Source organism: Streptomyces sp. NPDC055239 (assembly GCF_053606205.1).
On sequence record NZ_JBSGRD010000002.1, the window covers coordinates 769,519 to 787,359 of the forward strand.

The following is a 17,841-nucleotide window of genomic DNA, read 5'->3' on the forward strand; positions in this document are numbered from 1 at the left end:
CTCCCGACAGGGGAGTCCGGGGAACTCTTGCTCTCGAATCACGGGGAGGACCACATCATGGGCGTCACGCTCGCCAAGGGAGGCAATGTCTCCCTCTCCAAGGCCGCACCGAACCTCACACAGGTCCTGATCGGCCTCGGCTGGGACGCGCGCTCCACGACCGGAGCACCCTTCGACCTCGACGCCAGTGCGCTGATGTGCAACTCGGGCCGGGTCATCGGTGATGAGTGGTTCATCTTCTACAACAACCTCAAGAGCCCGGACGGCTCTGTCGAACACACTGGCGACAACCTCACGGGTGAGGGTGACGGGGACGACGAGTCGCTCCTGATCGACCTCTCCAAGGTGCCCGCCAACTGCGACAAGATCGTCTTCCCTGTCTCGATCCATGACGCGGACAATCGTGGCCAGACGTTCGGCCAGGTCAGCAACGCCTTCATCCGCGTGGTCAACCAAGCCGATCAGCAGGAGCTCGCACGCTACGACCTCTCCGAGGATGCCTCCACGGAGACTGCGATGATCTTTGGCGAGCTCTACCGTTATGGCGGAGAGTGGAAGTTCCGTGCCGTTGGGCAGGGGTACGCGTCAGGTCTGCGAGGCATCGCTCTAGACTTCGGGGTCAATGTTTCGTAAAGCCGGGGACCGGCGCGGGGGAGACCGCTACACGGGAGCCCGTACACACACGATTGGGTAGCCAGTGCTTCTGAAAACCTTCGGCTGGTCGTTCGCGGTTACCGCGCTCGGCCTGGTCGCGGCGGTGTTCTACGGGGGGTGGACAGGGTTCGGGATCGTGGCGATCCTGACCATCCTCGAGATCTCGCTGTCCTTCGACAACGCGGTGGTCAACGCCGGGATCCTGAAGAAGATGAGTGCCTTCTGGCAGAAGATCTTCCTCACCATCGGTGTGCTGATCGCCGTCTTCGGCATGCGGCTCGTCTTCCCCGTCGCGATCGTGGCCATCAGTGCCAAGATCGGCCCGATCGAGGCTGTCCGGCTGGCTCTCAACGACAAGGACCAGTACCAGCAGCTGGTGACCGACGCTCACCCGTCGATCGCCGCGTTCGGTGGCATGTTCCTGTTGATGATCTTCCTCGACTTCATTTTCGAGGACCGTGACATCAAGTGGCTCGGCTGGCTCGAGCGCCCGCTTGCCAAGCTCGGCAAGATCGACATGCTGTCGGTCTGCATCGCGCTCATCGTGCTCATGGTCTCCGCGATGACCGTCGCCACCCACGCCCACCAGCACGGTGGCATGCATGTGGACAAGGCACAGACGGTGCTCATCTCCGGCATCGCCGGACTCATCACCTATCTAGTGGTGGGCGGCCTCTCCGGATACTTCGAGAACAAGATCGAGGAAGACGAGGAGCGCGAGCACGAGGAGGAGGAAGCGGCCAAGAAGAGCGGCAAGAAGGTTCCTGCGGTCGTTATGGCCGGCAAGGCCGCGTTCTTCATGTTCCTCTACCTCGAGGTCCTGGACGCGTCGTTCTCCTTCGACGGCGTCATCGGCGCCTTCGCCATCACGAACGACATCGTCCTGATGGCGCTCGGCCTGGGCATCGGTGCCATGTACGTCCGTTCGCTCACGGTCTACCTGGTCCGCCAGGGCACCCTCGACGACTACGTGTACCTGGAGCACGGCGCGCACTACGCGATCGGCGCCCTCGCCGTGATCCTCCTGGTCACCATCCAGTACGAGATCCACGAGGTGATCACCGGCTCCGTCGGTGTCCTCCTGATCGCCTGGTCCTTCTTCTCGTCCGTGCGCCGCAACAAGGCGCTGGCGGCGGCAGAGGGAAAAGGCTCGGGCTCGGACGAGAAGACTGAGGTCTCCTCGGGCGTGTGAGTTCGGGCCCGACTCGTTCCCGGCGTGTGACCCGGGGCCGAGTGAGGAACGCTTCTGAACGGGGCGGCCATCGAGGACGAGTCCTCCTGGCCGCCCCGTGGCATTCGTGACGGGCCCATGGGGCTCTGGCAATCATTGGGGGCGGCGATGTCCTTCTGGGACGGTTTATTCCGTGGGCGCTCTATGGACTTCGAGTCGGGCAGCGCCGCGACGAACTCCATCGAACTCACCAAGCGGCACCCGACGGTCTCGCTCAACAAACAGGGCGCGGCCACCGGCAACCTTCGGGTCAACCTGCATTGGCAGATGCGAACGTCCGACATCATCGGCAAGCGTGAGAGCGGTGGCCTGCTGCGTCACCCTTTCAGGATGTTCCAGCCCGACGTGGTCCAGGCGCACACCCAGGGCGTGGTCAACGTCGACCTCGACCTCGGCTGCCTGTACGAGACGATGGACGGCGCCAAGGGCGTCGTACAGCCGCTCGGCAGCTTCTTCGGGGATCTGAACGCCCCGCCGTTCGTGAAGCTCAGCGGCGACGACCGGTTCGGTTCACCGTCCGGCGAGACGATCTACGTGAACCTCGACCACCGCGAGTCGATCAAGCGGCTGCTGTTCTTCGCCTACATCTACGACCAGACACCGGCCTTCGACCGCACGCACGCCAAGGTGACGCTCTACCCCAGCAACGGCCCGCGGGTCGAGATCGACCTGGACGAGCGCCATCCGCAGGCCCGCTCCTGCGCGATATTCACGCTCGAGAACGTCAAGGGCGAGCTTGTCGTGCGCCGCGAGGTGAAGTTCGTGTACGGCTTCCAGGCAGAGCTCGACCGGCTGTACGGCTGGGGACTGCAGTGGGGCCGTGGCTACAAGTCGCAGGTGGGAGGGGCCTAGCAGGCCTGGCGGGCATTGCTCCCCTGTTCGAGACGCTCAGCGCGCCAGGAACTGCGGGCCCTGCGGCGGCAGCCGGAAGTTCGGGTCGGGCAGGGGGGCCACCGGCTGCGGATAGCCGTACGAGGGCTGCGGGACCGGCGCCGCGTGGGCGGGCGCGTGCTGCGGATAGCCGTAGGAAGGCTGCGGGGCGGGCTGGTGGCGCGGCGGCTCGGGAGGGTAGCCGTAGGCGGGCTGCGGCGCCGGAGCGGGGAAGGGCTGCGGCGCCGGAGCCTGAGCCTGTGTGGTGGCCGACGCGGACAGCGGAGGCTGGTGCTGCTGCGGATACGGCTGCGGAAGCGAGGCCTCGGGCGTCGGGTCGGTCACCGCCTCCGATTCGTCCACGGAGATGCCGAAGTCGCCCGCGAGCCCCTCCAGGCCGTTCAGATATCCCTCGCCCAGGGCGCGGAACTTCCACACGTCACCGCGGCGGTAGAGCTCGCCGCAGATGAGGGCGGTCTCGGCGCCCGTCTGCGGGGTGATGTCGAAGTAGGCGAGCGGTTCGGTATCGCCGGCTGTGGCGTCGTACAGCAGGATGCGCAGCGCGCGTACGTGCTCGAAGGCGACGTTCTCGGCGGAGGCGACGAGCAGGACTCGTCCCACCACGGGATCCAGGCCTGCCAGATCCGTCTGGACCGTGTCGGTCAGGCCCTCGGAGAGGCCCTGGGCGACCCGCTTCTTGCCGAGCCGCCAGACCTTGCCCGACGGGTGGCGCGGCTGGTTGTAGAAGACGAAGTCCTCGTCGGAGCGCACACGGCCGTCGGCGCCGAGCAGCAGCGCCGACGCGTCGACGTCCGGGACGCCCTGCCCGGGGGTCCAGCGCAGCACTGCGCGGACGGCCGTGGCTTCGAGCGGGACGTTCGACCCCTTCAACATCGCGTGCGTCATGCGGTCATCCTGCCTTCCCGGTCCTGTACGGGACAACGCGGGGGTGACGGTGTGTGGCCTGTGTGTCTGACATGGCCGGGTTACCTGAATTTCATGCCCATGGGGAACCCTTGACACCCGTCCCTACGTACTATTACCGGCCACATCACGTCGGTCGCGCCGACGAGTACAGGGGAAATCATGCGTCATTTCGGGCATATAGCCCCAGAGGTGCGACAGCGTCTCTTTCATCGGGAGCCGTGCTCCTTCACCGCGGACTCCGCTCCGAGTCTGCTGGCTGTCGCCCTCGGGGCCACGCTCTACAGCCCTGCCACGCGTCCCCGCCTCGCCGACGACATCCTCAAGCAGGCCGGTCGTGGCGTGATCTCGATGGTGCTCTGCCTCGAGGACTCGATCGACGACACCGAGGTCATCGGCGCCGAGGAGAACCTGGTCAGGCAGTTCGCCGACCTGGCTGAGCGGGACCTGGCCGGGGCCGAGCGGGACGGCCCGGAGCCGCCGCTGCTGTTCATCCGGGTCCGGGAGCCCGAGCAGATCGTCGACCTGGCGAACCGCCTGGGACCCAGCATCCGACTCCTTTCCGGATTCGTGCTGCCCAAGTTCACCGAGGAGCGTGGCGTCGCCTTCCTGGAGTCGCTCGCCATGGCGGAGGCCACCAGCGGCCGACGGCTCTTCGCGATGCCCGTCCTCGAGTCGCCCGAGCTGCTGCACCTGGAGAGCCGCTCCGAGACCCTCGCCGGAATCGCCCGCACCGTCGACAAGTACCGCGAGCGGGTGCTCGCGCTGCGGCTGGGCGTCACCGACTTCTGCTCTGCGTACGGACTGCGCAGGCCGCCGCACATGACCGCGTACGACGTCCACATCGTGGCCTCGGTCATCGCCGACGTGGTCAACCACCTCGGCAGGGCCGACGGCACGGGGTTCACCGTGACCGGCCCCGTGTGGGAGTACTTCCGCGTACAGGAGAGGATGTTCAAGCCGCAGCTGCGCCGGAGCCCCTTCCTGGAGGGCCGGGCGGAGGAGCTGCGGCAGGCGCTCATCGAACACGACATCGACGGGCTGCTTCGCGAGATCGAGCTCGACCGGGCCAACGGCCTGCTCGGCAAGACCTGCATCCACCCCTCGCACGTGCTGCCCGTGCACGCGCTGTCCGTCGTCAGTCACGAGGAGTTCAGCGACGCCGAGGACATACTGCGCCCGGAGCGGGGCGGCGGCGGGGTCATGCGCTCGACCTACACGAACAAGATGAACGAAGTGAAGCCGCACCGCGCGTGGGCCGAGCGGACCCTGCGGCGCGCCGAGGTCTTCGGCGTCGCACGCGAGGACATCGGCTTCGTGGAGCTGCTCACCGCCGGGCTTTCCGGCTGACTGCAAGGAACGTAGGGACTGTGAACGAAGACGTGGTGTGGTCAGGGACGTGGGTCGCCGAGCGGCTCGGTGTGGAGTTGGCCGGGGACGAGGGGCTGAGCGGCCTGCTCGGCCTCGCCCTGCGCCGCAACCCCAAGCGGGCGCACCTCCTGGTATCGAACGTCCTCGGCAAGCACGTGCCGCAGCATCCTTCGGTCGTGTACGCGGCCGGGCGCGATCTCGGTGTCAGGGCGCGCGCGCTCCTGGGTGACACGGAGGCCCGGCGCGCGGTCGTACTCGGGTACGCGGAGACGGCGACCGGCCTCGGCCACTGCGTCGCGGACGGCCTCGCCCTCGCGCCCTACCTCCACTCCACGCGCCGCCCGGTCGACGGGGTGCGCAGGGCGGGCGGCTTCGAGGAGTCCCACTCGCACGCGACCTCGCATCTGCTGCTCCCCGAGGACCCCCGGCTGCTCACCAGTGACGGCCCCCTCGTCCTCGTCGACGACGAGTTCTCCACCGGGAACACGGTCCTCAACACCATCCGCGCGCTGCACGAGCTCTTCCCGCGCGAGCGGTACGTCATCGTGGCGCTCGTCGACATGCGCTCCCCGCAGGACCAGGGCCGCCTGGCCGACTTCGCCAGGGAGATCGGCGCACGGGTCGACCTGATCACGATGGCGTCCGGCACGGTGAGCCTGCCCGACGGGGTCTTGGCGAAGGGGCAGGCGCTGGTCGAGGAGTACGAGGCCGCAGCGCTCCCCGCCCCGCGCCGGGAGGGCGGCTCGGTCACCCGGGTCGACCTCGGCTGGCCCGCGGAGGTCCCGGACGGCGGGCGCCACGGGTTCACCCCCGAGCACCGGGTGGCCCTGGACGCCGCACTGCCGGGGATGGCGGGGCGCGTCGCCCAGGCGCTCGCTGCGACGCAGGCACCGGACCCGCAGGCACCGGACCCGCAGGCTTCCGGCGCGCTCCCGCGCCGCGTTCTCGTCCTCGGCTTCGAAGAGCTGATGTACGCGCCGCTGGCCCTCGGTACGGCACTGGAGGAACGCCTCGGCACCGACGCGGCGGAGGTGCGGTACTCCACCACCACGCGCTCACCCGTCCTCGCCGTCGACGACCCCGGCTACGCCATCCGCAGCCGCCTCGTCTTCCCCGCGCACGACGCGCCCGCCGACGGACCCGGCGAGCGGTACGCGTACAACGTCGCGGGCGGCGGCTTCGACGCGATCGTCATCGTGGTCGACTCCGTGGGCGATCGCCCCGAACTCCACGCTCCCGACGGCCTGTTGGCGCAGCTCGCGGCGCACACCCCGCAGGTGCTGCTCGCCGTCGTGCCGTCGTACGTCCCCGAGAGCGCTCCCGAACACGACCGTGAGCACGTCCCTGAGTACGTCCCTGAGCACGTCCCCGAAAGGCCCTCCATGCTGCCCGAGCCCCTTCGCGGCCCCGCCTTCTCCTCGTACGCCCCCGAAGACGTCGGCTGGCTGCTCCAGGACCTCTCGGACGTACGGCTCGAGGCGCCCACCGAGGAGCGCGAGGAGGCGATACAGAGCGGTGGCGCGCACTACGCCGAGTCGCTGCCGGTCGAGTACCAGCCGAGCCCGCAGTACCAGGAGCTGTTCCGCGCGGCGCTCGGCACCTCTGCCGCGCGTATCGCGCAGGCCGTCGGCACCGTCACCGAGACCGTGCTCGCCGAGCGGTCCCCCCGTCCGGTCCTCGTCTCGCTGGCCCGCGCGGGCACGCCCGTCGGCGTCCTGATGCGGCGCTGGGCCAAGGACCGGGACGGCCTTGACCTGCCGCACTACGCCGTGTCGATCGTGCGTGGCCGCGGCATCGACGCCAACGCGCTGCGGTGGCTCGCCGCCCACCACGACCCGGCCGACGTCGTCTTCGTCGACGGCTGGACGGGCAAGGGGGCGATCACGCGCGAACTCGCCGACGCGGTGCGGGAGTTCGAGGAGTCAGGCGGGGCCACCGGCTTCAACCCGGAGATCGCCGTGCTCGCCGACCCCGGCTCCTGCGTCCGCACGTACGGCACCCGCGAGGACTTCCTCATCCCCTCCGCCTGCCTCAACTCGACGGTCTCCGGGCTGATATCGCGCACCGTCCTGCGCGCGGACCTGGTCGGACCCGACGACTTCCACGGGGCGAAGTTCTACCGTGAGCTCGCCGACGGCGATGTCTCCCTCGACTTCATCGACGCCGTCGCGGCCCGCTTCGACGAGGTGGCGGATGCCGTCGACGTCCAGGTCAAGGAGCTGCTCTCGGCTGACAGGGCGCCGACCTGGGAGGGCTGGGCCGCCGTCGAGCGGATCAGCGAGGAGTACGGCATCCACGACGTGAACCTGGTCAAGCCGGGCGTCGGCGAGACTACCCGCGTTCTGCTTCGCCGCGTTCCCTGGAAGATCCTGGCGCGTGCGGGGGCGGGGGCCGACCTCGATCACGTACGACTCCTCGCGGAGCAGCGCGGCGTACCGGTCGAGGAAGTGGACGAACTCCCTTACACCTGCGTCGGATTGATCCACCCGCAGTACACGCGCGGAGCCACCGGAACGGACGGAAAGGCGGTGGCCTCCAAGTGAGCACGCAAGTGAGTTCGCAAGTGAGCGCGTCCCGGCCGGTGCTGGTCGCCAGCGACCTCGACCGCACCCTCATCTACTCCGCCGCCGCCCTCGGCCTGACCATGCCCGACGCCGACGCGCCGCGCCTGCTCTGCGTCGAGGTGTACGAGAGCAAGCCCCTGTCGTACGTCACCGAGACCGCCGCCGGGCTCCTTGACGAGGTGGGCCGCGGAACGGTCTTCGTGCCGACGACCACGCGTACGCGCGAGCAGTACGGCCGCATCCATCTGCCGGGCCCCGCGCCGAGGTTCGCGATCTGCGCCAACGGCGGGCATCTGCTGGTCGACGGGGTTTCCGACCCCGAGTGGCGGGCGGGCGTCGGCCGCAGGATCGCCGCCGAGTGCGCCTCGCTCGACGAGGTCCGCGCGCACATGGTGCGCACCGCAGACCCGGCCTGGCTCCTGAAGGAGCGGGTGGCCGAGGACCTCTTCGCCTATCTCGTCGTCGACCGCGCCCTGCTGCCGGAGGGGTGGGTCAAGGAACTCGCCGGGTGGGCGGAAGGGCGCGGCTGGACCGTCTCCTTGCAGGGCCGCAAGATCTACGCCGTGCCCAAGCCGCTGACCAAGAGCGCGGCGGTGCGCGAGGTGGCCCGCCGTATCGACGCGCAGGAGATACTCGCCGCCGGTGACTCGCTGCTCGACGCCGATCTGCTGCTCGCCGCCGACCGCTCGTGGCGTCCGGGGCACGGCGAGCTGGCCGACACGGGCTGGACGGCACCGGGGCTCACGGTGCTGCCGGAGCGGGGTGTCGCGGCGGGGGAGGAGATTCTGCGGGGGTTCCTCCGCCATGGCCTGCGGGGGTTCCTCCGCCACGGTTCTCAAGGCGTCTGACCTCTGGCCGGTCCGCTGCCGCTAGCCTTGGCCCATGCCCCGATACGAGTACCGCTGCCGTTCCTGTGGCGACACCTTTGAACTGAGCCGCCCGATGGCCGAGTCCGCCGCCCCCGCGGCCTGCCCCGCCGGGCACGAGGACACGGTGAAGCTGCTGTCCGCGGTGGCCGTCGGAGGCTCGGCCTCGGCGTCCGCCCCTGCCCCGGGAGGCGGTGGCGGAGGCGGCTGCTGTGGCGGGGGCTGCTGCGGCTGAAGCGCCCCGTAAGGGGCGCGGGGAACTGCGCGATCGGCTCTCACCGGCCAGCTGGTCCATCACCGCACGCCGATCGCAGAGCTAACGCACCACGGTCCCCGGCCCCGCCCCGAGCAACCCGAGTTCCGCACGCGCGGGCGCCCCTTCCCAGTCCCCGTGCGACGCCACGGCGAAGGCGCCCGTCGTCACGGCTCGGTCCAGGCGCCCCGCCACGTCCTCGCCGTCGAGCAGCGCCGACAGATACCCGGCGACGAACGCGTCCCCCGCGCCCACGGCGTCCACCGCCCGCACCGGGCGTGCCGGAGCGTGCAGTTCGCCGTCGGCGGTGTACGCGGTGGCCCCGGCGGCGCCGAGCTTGACCACGACTTCGCGGACTCCCTGGGCGAGGAGTGCCTCGGGGAAGGTGGAGTCATCGACCGGTCCTGGCATCTCCGTTACGCACAGGGGCAGTTCGTCGTCGGACGCGATGAGGACATCGACGTACGGAATCCAGGAACGCATGACCGCGGCGGACTCCTCGTCGCTCCACAGACGTGAGCGGAAATTGACGTCGAGGCAGACCGTCGTGCCGTGCTCCCCGGCCAGTTCGAGGGCGCGGCGGCAGGCGGCCAGGGCGGAGGGGCCGAGGGCCGGGGTGATGCCGGTGAGGTGCAGGACGTGGGGTGCCCCGGGAGCGGTGAAGGCGCGCTCGACCGCGGACGCCGTGAGGCGTGAACCGGCCGAGCCCGCGCGGTAGTAGTGCACGCGGGTCACTTCGGGCAGTCGCGGCTCGAAGAGGATCAGGCCCGTGGGCGCGTCCGGATCGCGGGTCGCGCCGCTGACGTCGACCCCCTCGGCGCGCAGCGTGCGCAGCACGAGCTCGCCCGCCTCGTCATCCCCGACGGCACCCGCCCACCGCGTCGCGTGGCCGAGCCGGGCGAGGCCGATGGCGACGTTCGACTCGGCGCCCGCGATGGACACGTCCATCGAACCGCCCAGCTTCAGCGGCCCGCTGCCGCGCAGGGCGACCATGGTCTCGCCCAGGGTGAGGACGTCCGTGCGCGCCCCCTGAGTGACGGCGCTCATCGACCCGCCCCCGCGACCGCCACGAACCGTGCCGCGCGCTTGCGCAGCGCGTCCAGGTCCCCGCCGTCCGCCGCGTCCCCGATGAGCGGGGAGCCGACGCCCACGGCGACCGCGCCGAGCGCCAGATACTCCTCGGCGGCGGCCGCGTCCACGCCGCCCACCGGTACGAAGGGCAGATCGGGGAAGGGAGCCCGCAGCGCCTTGAGATAGGCGGGGCCGCCCATCGCCGAGGCGGGGAAGATCTTCAGCGCGGTCGCGCCCGACGTACTCGCCGCGATCACGTCGGTGGGGGTCAGAACCCCGGCGGCGACGGGCAGTTCACGCCGTACGGCCTCATCCACTCCGGCCCCGAGACCCGGCGTCACGATGAGATTGGCCCCCGCCTCCCAGGCGCGCCGCGCGTCGTCCGCCGTGAGGACCGTGCCCGCGCCGAGCCAGGCCTCGCCGCCCAGCTCGGCGCGCGCCCGGCGCAGGACGCCCAGGGTGTCGGCGCCGCTGAGGGACACCTCGACGAGCGGCACGCCCGACTCGACGAGCGCCATGACCGTCCGGAAGGAGGCCTCCGCGTCGGTGCCGCGCACGATGGCGACCAGGCGCCGGGTCCGCAGGTCTTTACTGAAGGCAGTGGTGAGGTCCGACATGCCCCAAGGCTCGCACAGGGCGTTCAGCGTGCCTGCTCAGGGTGCTTGCGGAGCTTCCGGTGCTTGCGGAGCTCTCGGTGCCTGCGGTGCTTCGAGGTGCTTGCGGTGCTCAGCGTGCTGCTCGGGGTGGCGTGCCCTCCAGTACGGGTTGTCGTGCGGCAGGGCCGAGCCGACCCTCCCGTACATCCCGAAGATCATCAGCAGGATGCCCACCACGAAGCTGAACAGGACGTTCGGCATGCGGAAGGCGAGGAAGTTGAGGCCCGTGTCGAGTAGGGCGAGGTTGACGAAGCCGCTGAGGATGAAGGCGCAGCCCAGGACCATGTTGAGCGTCGAGGCGAAGTTGCCGCCGATCACCATGCCGACGAGCAGGAGCAGCCCGACGCAGATCGACAGGATGCTGAGCGCGCCGTTGGTGTTCAGACCGGCGACGGTGTCGCCCCCGGTGTCGAAGAAGCCGATCTTGTCGATCAGGCCGAGGACGCCGAACGCGAGCAGGACGAGCCCCATGAGGCCCGCGCCGCCGCGGTAGACCGTGCTGAGGCGGTGGTCGACGGGCAGGTGCTCGTTCAGCGTGACGTGCCGCCTGGGCCGCTTCGGCCCTGTCTGAAGTACATGCGTGGCCATGTCCGCCTCCCTTGGGTATGCGCGGAGGCCGCTTCTGTACGTTGTCACTTCTGTACGGATTTACTACTGACGATGTTTTTACTGCTGACGCCCGCGTCCGGAGACGTCGGCGTACGTAACTCCAGGATCCGCCCGCGGGCCCCGGACCGCCAGCAGAGGCGCTCGAACCAGTCGCCCCAAGGTCCCTGGCCCCTAGGCCCCCTGCCCCCGCTCCTCCCGGATCTGGCCGACCACCCGCGCCACCGTCTGCCGTACGGCTTCGGTCTCGGTCAGGAAGTGCCAGTAGTCCGGGTGGCGGCCCTCCAGGGAGGCCACCGCGCGGTCCAGACGGGCGACGGACTCGTCGAGCGGGCGGGCGTGCCGCTGCTCCGGGGTCTGGCGCCCCGCCATGGCCAGGCGCTGGGCGTCGCGGATCGCGAAGCGGGTGCGCTCGATCTCCTGCTGGGGATCCTTCGACACCGCGTTGAGCCGCTGCAACCGGTCGCCGGCGGCCGATACCGCCTCGTCCGTCGAGTTCAGCAGGGCGCGGACCGTGGAGAGCCGGGCGGTGGCGTCCGGCCAGCGCTGCTCCTCGCGCGCCTGCCGGGCCTCTTTGAGCTTGGCCTCGGCCTGCCGTACGTTCTCGGCGGCCTCGTCCGGCACGTGCTGCAGGTCCTGCCAGCAGGCGGCCGTGAAACGCCGCCGCAGCTCGCTGAGGACCGGGTCGACCTGGCCGCTGCGGGTGGTGAGCGCCTGCGCGCGCGTACGCAGCGAGACGAGACGGCGGTCTATCTCGGCGGCCCGCTCGGGCAGGTGCTCGGCCTCGGCCCGCACGGCTTCGGCGTCCCGAAGGACGCGGTCGGCCCGCTGCAGCGTCTCCGGCACGCCGTGCTGACCGGCTCCTTGATTGAGCTTGGTCAGCTCCGGGCCGAGCGCGGCGAGGCGAGCGGCGAGGTCGTCGGCCTTGAGTCCGGCCTCTCGTACGGCATCGAGGGCGTTGCTGGCGGCCAGGAGGGTCTGACGGGCGCGCTCGACGGCCGGGGCGAGCCGGGCGAGCTGCGTCTCCGCCTTGTCGAGCAGGGGCCCGAGCCCCTGCTGGAACCGCTCCAGGTCGCCCCTGGCCTTGTCCAGCTCGCCCTTGGCCTGGGTGAGCTCGGTGCGAGCGCGGGCGGCGACGGAGGTCTCGAGGTCGTCGCGGTCGAGGTCGTGCGCGTCCACCGCGTCGATGTACTGATGGCTGACCTCGTCGATGCGCTGCCCGATGGCCTCGAAGTCGGAGACGGCCCGCTGGGCTGCGGGCGTGGAGTCGACGGCGACGATGGTCTCGATGGAGATCCGCAGATCGCGCTGGGCGGTGTCCAGCTCGTAGAAGGCAGCGGCCGCCGCGTCCTTGGCGGCCTGCGCGTCGGCCCGCATGCTCTCCCCACGTCCGCCGAACCACCGCCGGGTGCCGCCGCCGGCGAAAGCGGCGGGGAGGGTGAGGGCAAGGAGGGGGAGGGGCAGGAGGGCGAGCGCCACGGCATCGCGGAGAGGGGACTGGCGGCGGGGGCGGCGGCGACGGTCCTGGTGGTCGTCCGTGCGGGGAGGCGGCCGCACGCTCCCGCAGCGACGTACATCCTCATCCGGCACCAGCACCACTGAACCGCTGGACGTAACCGGTGTGTACGGCTGCGAAGGTGTCGCCGTCACTATCCCTCTCCCGTGCTGTCATCCGCCTTGCCCGGTGTCACATTCTCCCACCGGTTAATGACGAACACACGGGCCGGTTAGTTCGCGCTGCGCACCGTGACTTTGCCGTCTTCGCTACGGGCGGACACCAGGTGCGGACTACCACTGTCACGGGGAACGGAAACATCCACGGCCCCGTCGGCGGTCTTGGTCACCACGTCGTACGAGACGTCGCGGCCGTCCTTCTTCTTCGGCACCTCGATGGTGACGGCGCCGTCCGTGCTGCGCGCCTCTACGCGGTCGGGCACGGACGCCAGCTCCAGCCGCACGGCACCGTCCTTGGAGGTGGCACGGACGCGCGCCGACCGGATGCCGGTCGCATCGACCGCTGCGTCGTCGCTCTCCAGAGTCAGTGGCCCGGTGGAGTCCTTGACGCTGACGGAACCGTCCTCGGTGCGAATGGAGAGCGGCTCCCGGAACCCCTTGGCGTTCACGCGTCCATCGTCGTTCTCCACCTTCAGGGCCACCCCACGAGGCACCTCGATGCGGTGCTTGGCCGAGCAGTCGGCGAAGACGCCGGAGCACTTCATACGCAGGGTCAGCCGATCCCCGTCCATGGCCCAGGTCACCTTGGGGCTTCCGCCGAGCACAGTGGACCCGTCGAACCACCGGGTCACCTTGACCTTGCCGTCATCGGAGTCCCCGGTGACGAACTCGAGGGCGGAATCGTCGGAGTCGACGGTCAAGGTCTTCCCCTCAAGCGCGAAGGTCCGCCGCTCCGGATCCGAGTCGTCATCGGCACTGGCCCCACAGGCCCCGGCGAGGAGGGCGACGGCGACGACGCCGCCGACGGCGCCGAGGACACGGAGGCCGCGGGAGCTGGGGCCGCGTGAGCTGAGGCCGCGGGCACGGCGGGTGGTGCGGCCTTCGCCACGACGGTGAACGGAGCGGACGGTCATGAAGATTTCCCCCTGAGCGTCTGTGGCGCGCGGTCCATGCCACTACTGCGCCACGACTGCGCCGTGACTGCGACTTCCCCCCGGGCGCTTCCCCGGGCGCTCCAAGACCTTACGAGCGGCCCCCGCCCCTCGCCGATCCGGCCCGCTCCCGGATCGGGGTGGGGTTAACCCCACCCCGCGGCCACCCATACGGGTTTGCGGGGCGGGGCCACAGGCAGGGTAGGCTGTCGAAACATCCCGGGCGCGTAGCTCAGTGGTAGAGCGCTGCCCTTACAAGGCAGATGTCGGCGGTTCGAAACCGTCCGCGCCCACCGAGGACAAGTAGCAGGCGACTGTCTGCTTTTGACCCCTCAGCCGTGATCGGCTGGGGGGTTTCTTCATGGCCGAAGGGTGAGGCTTCGTGTGCCGAGTCTGAACAGGGCGTAGCTCGCGACGGCGACGGCGAGGTAGATCAGGAGCAGGGCGGGCAGCACCCCGGGCGGAACGCTCGTGGCGATCGGCAACCAGGTCAGGAACCACGGCCCGGAGCGTTCACTTCTCCAGCTGAGGGCCGGGAGCGCACTGTGATGCGGAGTGACTGTGGTCCGTCGTCCCGATGCTTCCGTCCTTCAGCTGGGCCCGGAGTTCATCGATCTCCAGCTGCATGGATCTCATCTGCTGGTGGGTGTCGAAGAGGTAGCGGACCTTGGTGCGCAGGGTCAGCGGATCGATGGGCTTGAGGGCGACATCGGCCACGCCGAGCAGAAAGGCCGTCGAGGCTACGTCGCGGCTGACGTCGAAGCCGGTCAGCAAGATGATGGGGATGGACCGGGTCTGGTCCAGTCGGCGTACATAGCGCACGACGTCGAGACCGCTCACGCCCGGCATGCGCACGTCGAGCAGGATGAGCCCGACGTTCCCGCGCAGGACCATCCTGAGGGCGTCGTCGCCGTTGGTCGCGCTCACCATCGGATAGCCGAGAGGGGCCAACGCGCTCTCCAGCGCGAACAGGGTGTCCTTGTGGTCATCGACGACGAGGATCACGGAGTTGGTAGGCATGGACTCGAGCCCCCTCTGTCCGTAACCACGCTATGCCGATGCCGAGTTGCAGTATCCATTCGTCACCACACGGGCGGTACCTAAGTGCATGACGGCAGTATCAACCGCCACAGAGGAAGCGCCCATTCCAGCCGTGGGCGGGAGGGGCCGTCCACGGTCGGATTCGACTCGTGGCGGGGCGGCGTGCAGGTCGGCTCGGCCTCTTCGGCTCGACGGCGGACCGTCGTCGCCGACCCGCCGCCGGGGAAGTTCCTCCAGTGGCGGGGCGGAGGAAGCGTGCATAGAACGGGAGACACGTACACCTGCGGGGTGAGGACGCCCCGCTGAAATGGAGAACGAAAATGGCCGCTGAGTCATTCTCTGCCGCGGGGGATATTTCCGGGACCGACGAGTCACTGGTTTCGACGTCGGTTCACTGGGGGACCGTGCAGCTCGGCGCCCCGCCCCGCGATCAGCCTGCTCTGCGGCCGCACGCGGAGGACCTCGACACCGACCAGGCCGCCCACGACACCGGTCGGCCGGCCCACGACACCGGCCAAGGCACCGACGACGTACCCCCGGAACAGGCCGCGCCCGGCGTCGACGACGCCGCCGTGGAAGAGCTCATACGGGTCGCCGTGGTGTCCAGGCCCCTGGACGACGTCGTCGACCTCGTCACCCTCCTGGAGCAGTCGCCTGACGGCATGCCGACCGCCGCCTCGGTACTCCGCCTGGCCGCCGTGGCCCGCTCCGTCGACGACGTCACCCAGCTGGTGGAACTGCTCGGCCCGCCGCAGCACTCCGCCGAGCACATGGACGAGGCCATTCGGTACGCCGCCGAAGAACGGCCTATTCCGGAGGTCAGCCGTCTCGTTCACCTGCTGTCCCGCCCTCCGCACGACCCGCACAGCGGCGCCGAGGCGGTGCACGCCGCTGGTACGACCAGATCCGTCGAGGATCTGATGCAGCTGATCGGCAGCCTGAGGGAGCAGAAGGAACACGAGGGACACGAGAGACGCGAGGGGCACGAGGAGCAGGACGGACGCGAGGGACACAGAGGAGATGGCGGAGCCGGGGGTGCCGACGGCGTCGGAGCTGGAACTCCGGCCGCACCGGTCGCTCCGTCCGCCGAGGCCACCCGCCCCTCACCCGTCCCTGCTGCCGCGGCCACGCGCGCACAGGGCAAGACGCTCCTGGCGTGGCTGCGCCGCGTGGCAGGCATCCTTCTGCTGCTCTGCGCGGCGGCTCACTTCCCGCTGAACTGGTCGGACGCGTCCACCGTCGGTGTCTCCGCCGCGCTCGGCGTCGTCGCCGTCTGCGCCGTGACGGGCGCGGCACTGTGCCTGAGCGGGTCGCCGATCGTCGCTGTGGCGAGCACCTTGGTGGCCGGTGCGCTGACCGTCACCCACCTCGTGGGTGATCGGATCGACTCCACGACGCTCTCCTACGTGCTGCGGCCCGACGGGGTGACAGCACCGATTCCGGCCCTGTCGGCGGCGGCCGCGGCGCTGGCCTCACTGCTGGTCGTGGCGCTCACGGTGGCCGGCCTCAGGGCCGCGGCCAACCGGAGCTCCAAGCTGTAGGACAAGCTGACGAGCCGCGGGACAAGCTGTGGGATGAGACCGGGTGGCCCGGCAGGACACTGCTCCTGCCGGGCCACCCGGCGTCGGCGAGGACCACCGGAAGGAGCAGGGCCTCAGGAAATCGATCGGGTGGTCGGCCAGAACCTTGGCGATCACGGGAGAGTTGGGGAATTCGGCAAGGGCTGTGTGAGTGTCCGACCTGTGGATGCTTCGGGCGTACGACCGTCGTGCTGCCGCCGGCCCTGCCGGAAGGGATCCACCTCGTGAAGATCGCCAAGGCTGCCGCTGGTGTCGTCGGTGTCGGGCTCGCCCTGGGGGCCGTTTCTCCCGCGTTCGCCGCGCCGCAGCCGCCGGTCGGCGGTGGGGCGCAGCTGCTCGACTCCGTCACGAGGACGACGGAGGAATCGACGCGGGACGTACAGGGAACTCTCGGCGGGGTCGACGTCGACGAGAAGACCGGCGAGCTGACGGCCGACAACCCCGCGGCCGCCACGTCCGTGGTCGACGACGCGGCCCTGGGGGCGGTCTCGATGCTCGGGGGGCTTCCCGCGGGTGCGCCGACCAGCTGACCCGTCGGGGTGGTGTTCAGAGGGTGGTGCACCCCGTGGCCGTGGTCGTGGTGGCCGTGGCAGGGGTGCCCCATGGTGGGGCGACAGCTAGCACTCCATCTTCCAAGTGTGGGAGTCGCCGCTGTCGTTGGCCCAGCCGTTGGAAGTGATCTCCTGGCCGGGGCCGAGGCAGACCGTACCGAAGCCGATCAGGCCCGGGTTCTCGTAGACCTGGACGTGGTCCTTGATGCCGGGTCCTGAGATGCCGTGGTTGGCCCAGGAGGAGTCCTGGTCCTGGATGGGGTCCTCCCAGTCGTGGTCGTCGCCCGACCAGTTCGTGCGCTGGCCGCCGAAGTCCGCGTCCGTCCAGGCGCAGAACTGGCCGCTCGGACACGAGGCGGCCTGGGCCGCGGACGACGAGGCCACGGCGGTGCCGAGTGCCAGGAGCGTGGCGGCGAGCAGGGCCATGGGCTTGTGGCTACTGATCATGATGCGTGCTTCTCTCTCTGCTGATGAGCGGTGAGTCGGGTCGTGGCCTGGTGCACGGCGTGTGCGTGCAGGGTTCGCCAGTCGGCCAGTTCCTGCCGGTGCTCGGCGCGGACCGACGCGAGGGTGCGGTGGCGGTACGCCGCCTCCGGCTTGAGGTTGTTGGCGATCGTGGAGACCTCGAACCAGCGCCGTTGATCGCCGTAGAGCGTGCGTTGTGCCGCGGCGAGGCAGCCGTCCGTGTGGGCGCGCACGGTGTACCCGGTGGGGAGTTTGAGGGAGAGCTCCGTGCGGCCCGTGCCGAACAGGGCTGCTGCCGTGCGCTCTTGGGCCTTGTCGTTGTCGTTGTCGTTGTCGTGGTGCGGGCGTGGTGGCGTGAGGCCCTGCCTCTGCAAGCAGGCGTCCGTCAGCTGTTGTTGGGCCGATCTGATGACGTCGTTCGGTGGGAGCGCGGGGGCCGTGGGCGACTGCGCGCACGCGCTCAGGAGGAGTAGGGAGGGTGAGAGGAGCAGCGCGGCCAGGAGTGGCCATGGGCGGTGGGGCATCTACGTAC

Annotated in this window: 19 protein-coding genes and 1 tRNA gene; 10 read left to right on the forward strand and 10 right to left on the reverse strand. The window is 70.0% G+C overall.

Annotated elements, in window-relative coordinates:
• The first annotated feature begins 57 nt into the window (after positions 1–57).
• The 3 genes from ACWFRJ_RS09585 (at position 58) to ACWFRJ_RS09595 (ending at position 2,737) form a co-directional block, all read left to right on the forward strand.
• Complete coding sequence (locus tag ACWFRJ_RS09585) at positions 58–633, forward strand: TerD family protein (RefSeq protein ID WP_453526372.1); 576 nt, start codon at positions 58–60, stop codon at positions 631–633.
• A gap of 64 nt (positions 634–697) precedes the next feature.
• Positions 698–1,846: a DUF475 domain-containing protein gene (locus tag ACWFRJ_RS09590; protein ID WP_453526375.1), complete on the forward strand. Its 1,149-nt coding sequence runs from the start codon at positions 698–700 to the stop codon at positions 1,844–1,846.
• A 147-nt stretch (positions 1,847–1,993) separates the two neighbouring features.
• Positions 1,994–2,737 (forward strand): TerD family protein, encoded by a 744-nt coding sequence (locus tag ACWFRJ_RS09595; RefSeq protein ID WP_453526378.1) that lies wholly within the window; start codon positions 1,994–1,996, stop codon positions 2,735–2,737.
• 36 nt (positions 2,738–2,773) lie between these two features.
• Here the strand turns inward: ACWFRJ_RS09595 and ACWFRJ_RS09600 are convergent, their stop codons facing one another.
• A complete protein-coding gene (locus ACWFRJ_RS09600) occupies positions 2,774–3,661 on the reverse strand; it encodes a TerD family protein (RefSeq protein WP_453526381.1) in 888 nt (295 codons plus the stop codon).
• Positions 3,662–3,841: 180 nt separating this feature from the next.
• Between ACWFRJ_RS09600 and ACWFRJ_RS09605 the strand changes: the two genes are divergently transcribed.
• The 4 genes from ACWFRJ_RS09605 to ACWFRJ_RS09620 all read left to right on the forward strand — a co-directional run bounded on the left by ACWFRJ_RS09605 (position 3,842) and on the right by ACWFRJ_RS09620 (position 8,715).
• Positions 3,842–5,029 carry an HpcH/HpaI aldolase/citrate lyase family protein gene (locus tag ACWFRJ_RS09605; protein ID WP_453526384.1) on the forward strand — a complete coding sequence of 396 codons (1,188 nt, stop codon included), beginning with the start codon at positions 3,842–3,844 and terminating at the stop codon, positions 5,027–5,029.
• Between the two features lie 20 nt (positions 5,030–5,049).
• Complete coding sequence (locus ACWFRJ_RS09610) at positions 5,050–7,593, forward strand: phosphoribosyltransferase (RefSeq protein WP_453526387.1); 2,544 nt, start codon at positions 5,050–5,052, stop codon at positions 7,591–7,593.
• A 101-nt stretch (positions 7,594–7,694) separates the two neighbouring features.
• Complete coding sequence (locus tag ACWFRJ_RS09615) at positions 7,695–8,462, forward strand: HAD family hydrolase (protein ID WP_453527176.1); 768 nt, start codon at positions 7,695–7,697, stop codon at positions 8,460–8,462.
• A gap of 34 nt (positions 8,463–8,496) precedes the next feature.
• Positions 8,497–8,715: an FmdB family zinc ribbon protein gene (locus ACWFRJ_RS09620; RefSeq protein WP_453526390.1), complete on the forward strand. Its 219-nt coding sequence runs from the start codon at positions 8,497–8,499 to the stop codon at positions 8,713–8,715.
• Positions 8,716–8,796: 81 nt separating this feature from the next.
• Here the strand turns inward: ACWFRJ_RS09620 and ACWFRJ_RS09625 are convergent, their stop codons facing one another.
• The 5 genes from ACWFRJ_RS09625 to ACWFRJ_RS09645 form a co-directional block, all read right to left on the reverse strand.
• Complete coding sequence (locus ACWFRJ_RS09625; protein ID WP_453526393.1) at positions 8,797–9,780, reverse strand: sugar kinase; 984 nt, start codon at positions 9,778–9,780, stop codon at positions 8,797–8,799.
• Positions 9,777–10,421 carry a bifunctional 4-hydroxy-2-oxoglutarate aldolase/2-dehydro-3-deoxy-phosphogluconate aldolase gene (locus tag ACWFRJ_RS09630; protein WP_453526396.1) on the reverse strand — a complete coding sequence of 215 codons (645 nt, stop codon included), beginning with the start codon at positions 10,419–10,421 and terminating at the stop codon, positions 9,777–9,779. Before ACWFRJ_RS09630 ends, ACWFRJ_RS09625 begins: the two co-directional genes overlap by 4 nt.
• 36 nt (positions 10,422–10,457) lie before the next feature.
• Positions 10,458–11,048 carry a DUF4383 domain-containing protein gene (locus ACWFRJ_RS09635; RefSeq protein WP_453526399.1) on the reverse strand — a complete coding sequence of 197 codons (591 nt, stop codon included), beginning with the start codon at positions 11,046–11,048 and terminating at the stop codon, positions 10,458–10,460.
• A gap of 192 nt (positions 11,049–11,240) precedes the next feature.
• Positions 11,241–12,545 carry a hypothetical protein gene (locus ACWFRJ_RS09640; protein ID WP_453527179.1) on the reverse strand — a complete coding sequence of 435 codons (1,305 nt, stop codon included), beginning with the start codon at positions 12,543–12,545 and terminating at the stop codon, positions 11,241–11,243.
• Positions 12,546–12,793: 248 nt separating this feature from the next.
• The gene (locus tag ACWFRJ_RS09645; RefSeq protein WP_453526402.1) at positions 12,794–13,654 is read right to left on the reverse strand and encodes a DUF4097 family beta strand repeat-containing protein; all 861 of its coding nucleotides are present in this window, start codon (positions 13,652–13,654) and stop codon (positions 12,794–12,796) included.
• Between the two features lie 239 nt (positions 13,655–13,893).
• On the opposite strand from ACWFRJ_RS09645, the gene ACWFRJ_RS09650 reads away from it, so the two are divergent.
• Positions 13,894–13,965 (forward strand) — tRNA-Val (locus ACWFRJ_RS09650).
• Between the two features lie 66 nt (positions 13,966–14,031).
• Here ACWFRJ_RS09650 and ACWFRJ_RS09655 read toward each other — a convergent pair.
• The gene (locus tag ACWFRJ_RS09655) at positions 14,032–14,157 is read right to left on the reverse strand and encodes a hypothetical protein (protein ID WP_453526405.1); all 126 of its coding nucleotides are present in this window, start codon (positions 14,155–14,157) and stop codon (positions 14,032–14,034) included.
• A 28-nt stretch (positions 14,158–14,185) separates the two neighbouring features.
• Positions 14,186–14,692 (reverse strand): response regulator, encoded by a 507-nt coding sequence (locus ACWFRJ_RS09660; RefSeq protein WP_453526408.1) that lies wholly within the window; start codon positions 14,690–14,692, stop codon positions 14,186–14,188.
• Positions 14,693–15,117: 425 nt separating this feature from the next.
• Between ACWFRJ_RS09660 and ACWFRJ_RS09665 the strand changes: the two genes are divergently transcribed.
• Both ACWFRJ_RS09665 and ACWFRJ_RS09670 read left to right on the forward strand, forming a co-directional pair.
• A complete protein-coding gene (locus tag ACWFRJ_RS09665; protein WP_453526411.1) occupies positions 15,118–16,254 on the forward strand; it encodes a hypothetical protein in 1,137 nt (378 codons plus the stop codon).
• Positions 16,255–16,517: 263 nt separating this feature from the next.
• Complete coding sequence (locus ACWFRJ_RS09670; protein ID WP_453526414.1) at positions 16,518–16,823, forward strand: hypothetical protein; 306 nt, start codon at positions 16,518–16,520, stop codon at positions 16,821–16,823.
• Between the two features lie 87 nt (positions 16,824–16,910).
• Here the strand turns inward: ACWFRJ_RS09670 and ACWFRJ_RS09675 are convergent, their stop codons facing one another.
• Together ACWFRJ_RS09675 and ACWFRJ_RS09680 are read right to left on the reverse strand one after the other, a co-directional pair.
• Positions 16,911–17,291, reverse strand: coding sequence for a peptidase inhibitor family I36 protein (locus ACWFRJ_RS09675; RefSeq protein WP_453526415.1), 381 nt, complete (start codon positions 17,289–17,291; stop codon positions 16,911–16,913).
• Complete coding sequence (locus ACWFRJ_RS09680; protein ID WP_453526418.1) at positions 17,288–17,833, reverse strand: hypothetical protein; 546 nt, start codon at positions 17,831–17,833, stop codon at positions 17,288–17,290. Before ACWFRJ_RS09680 ends, ACWFRJ_RS09675 begins: the two co-directional genes overlap by 4 nt.
• Between the last annotated feature and the right edge of the window lie 8 nt (positions 17,834–17,841).

What these genes read in the sequence shown, in the direction of transcription:
- ACWFRJ_RS09585 (WP_453526372.1), top strand. Translation starts at nt 58, where the DNA reads ATGGGCGTCACGCTCGCCAAGGGAGGCAATGTCTCCCTCTCCAAGGCC.
- ACWFRJ_RS09645 (WP_453526402.1), bottom strand. Translation starts at nt 13,654, where the DNA reads ATGACCGTCCGCTCCGTTCACCGTCGTGGCGAAGGCCGCACCACCCGC.
- ACWFRJ_RS09625 (WP_453526393.1), bottom strand. Translation starts at nt 9,780, where the DNA reads ATGAGCGCCGTCACTCAGGGGGCGCGCACGGACGTCCTCACCCTGGGC.
- ACWFRJ_RS09675 (WP_453526415.1), bottom strand. Translation starts at nt 17,291, where the DNA reads ATGATCAGTAGCCACAAGCCCATGGCCCTGCTCGCCGCCACGCTCCTG.
- ACWFRJ_RS09600 (WP_453526381.1), bottom strand. Translation starts at nt 3,661, where the DNA reads ATGACGCACGCGATGTTGAAGGGGTCGAACGTCCCGCTCGAAGCCACG.
- ACWFRJ_RS09660 (WP_453526408.1), bottom strand. Translation starts at nt 14,692, where the DNA reads ATGCCTACCAACTCCGTGATCCTCGTCGTCGATGACCACAAGGACACC.
- ACWFRJ_RS09630 (WP_453526396.1), bottom strand. Translation starts at nt 10,421, where the DNA reads ATGTCGGACCTCACCACTGCCTTCAGTAAAGACCTGCGGACCCGGCGC.
- ACWFRJ_RS09635 (WP_453526399.1), bottom strand. Translation starts at nt 11,048, where the DNA reads ATGGCCACGCATGTACTTCAGACAGGGCCGAAGCGGCCCAGGCGGCAC.
- ACWFRJ_RS09680 (WP_453526418.1), bottom strand. Translation starts at nt 17,833, where the DNA reads ATGCCCCACCGCCCATGGCCACTCCTGGCCGCGCTGCTCCTCTCACCC.
- ACWFRJ_RS09620 (WP_453526390.1), top strand. Translation starts at nt 8,497, where the DNA reads ATGCCCCGATACGAGTACCGCTGCCGTTCCTGTGGCGACACCTTTGAA.
- ACWFRJ_RS09615 (WP_453527176.1), top strand. Translation starts at nt 7,695, where the DNA reads ATGCCCGACGCCGACGCGCCGCGCCTGCTCTGCGTCGAGGTGTACGAG.
- ACWFRJ_RS09595 (WP_453526378.1), top strand. Translation starts at nt 1,994, where the DNA reads ATGTCCTTCTGGGACGGTTTATTCCGTGGGCGCTCTATGGACTTCGAG.
- ACWFRJ_RS09605 (WP_453526384.1), top strand. Translation starts at nt 3,842, where the DNA reads ATGCGTCATTTCGGGCATATAGCCCCAGAGGTGCGACAGCGTCTCTTT.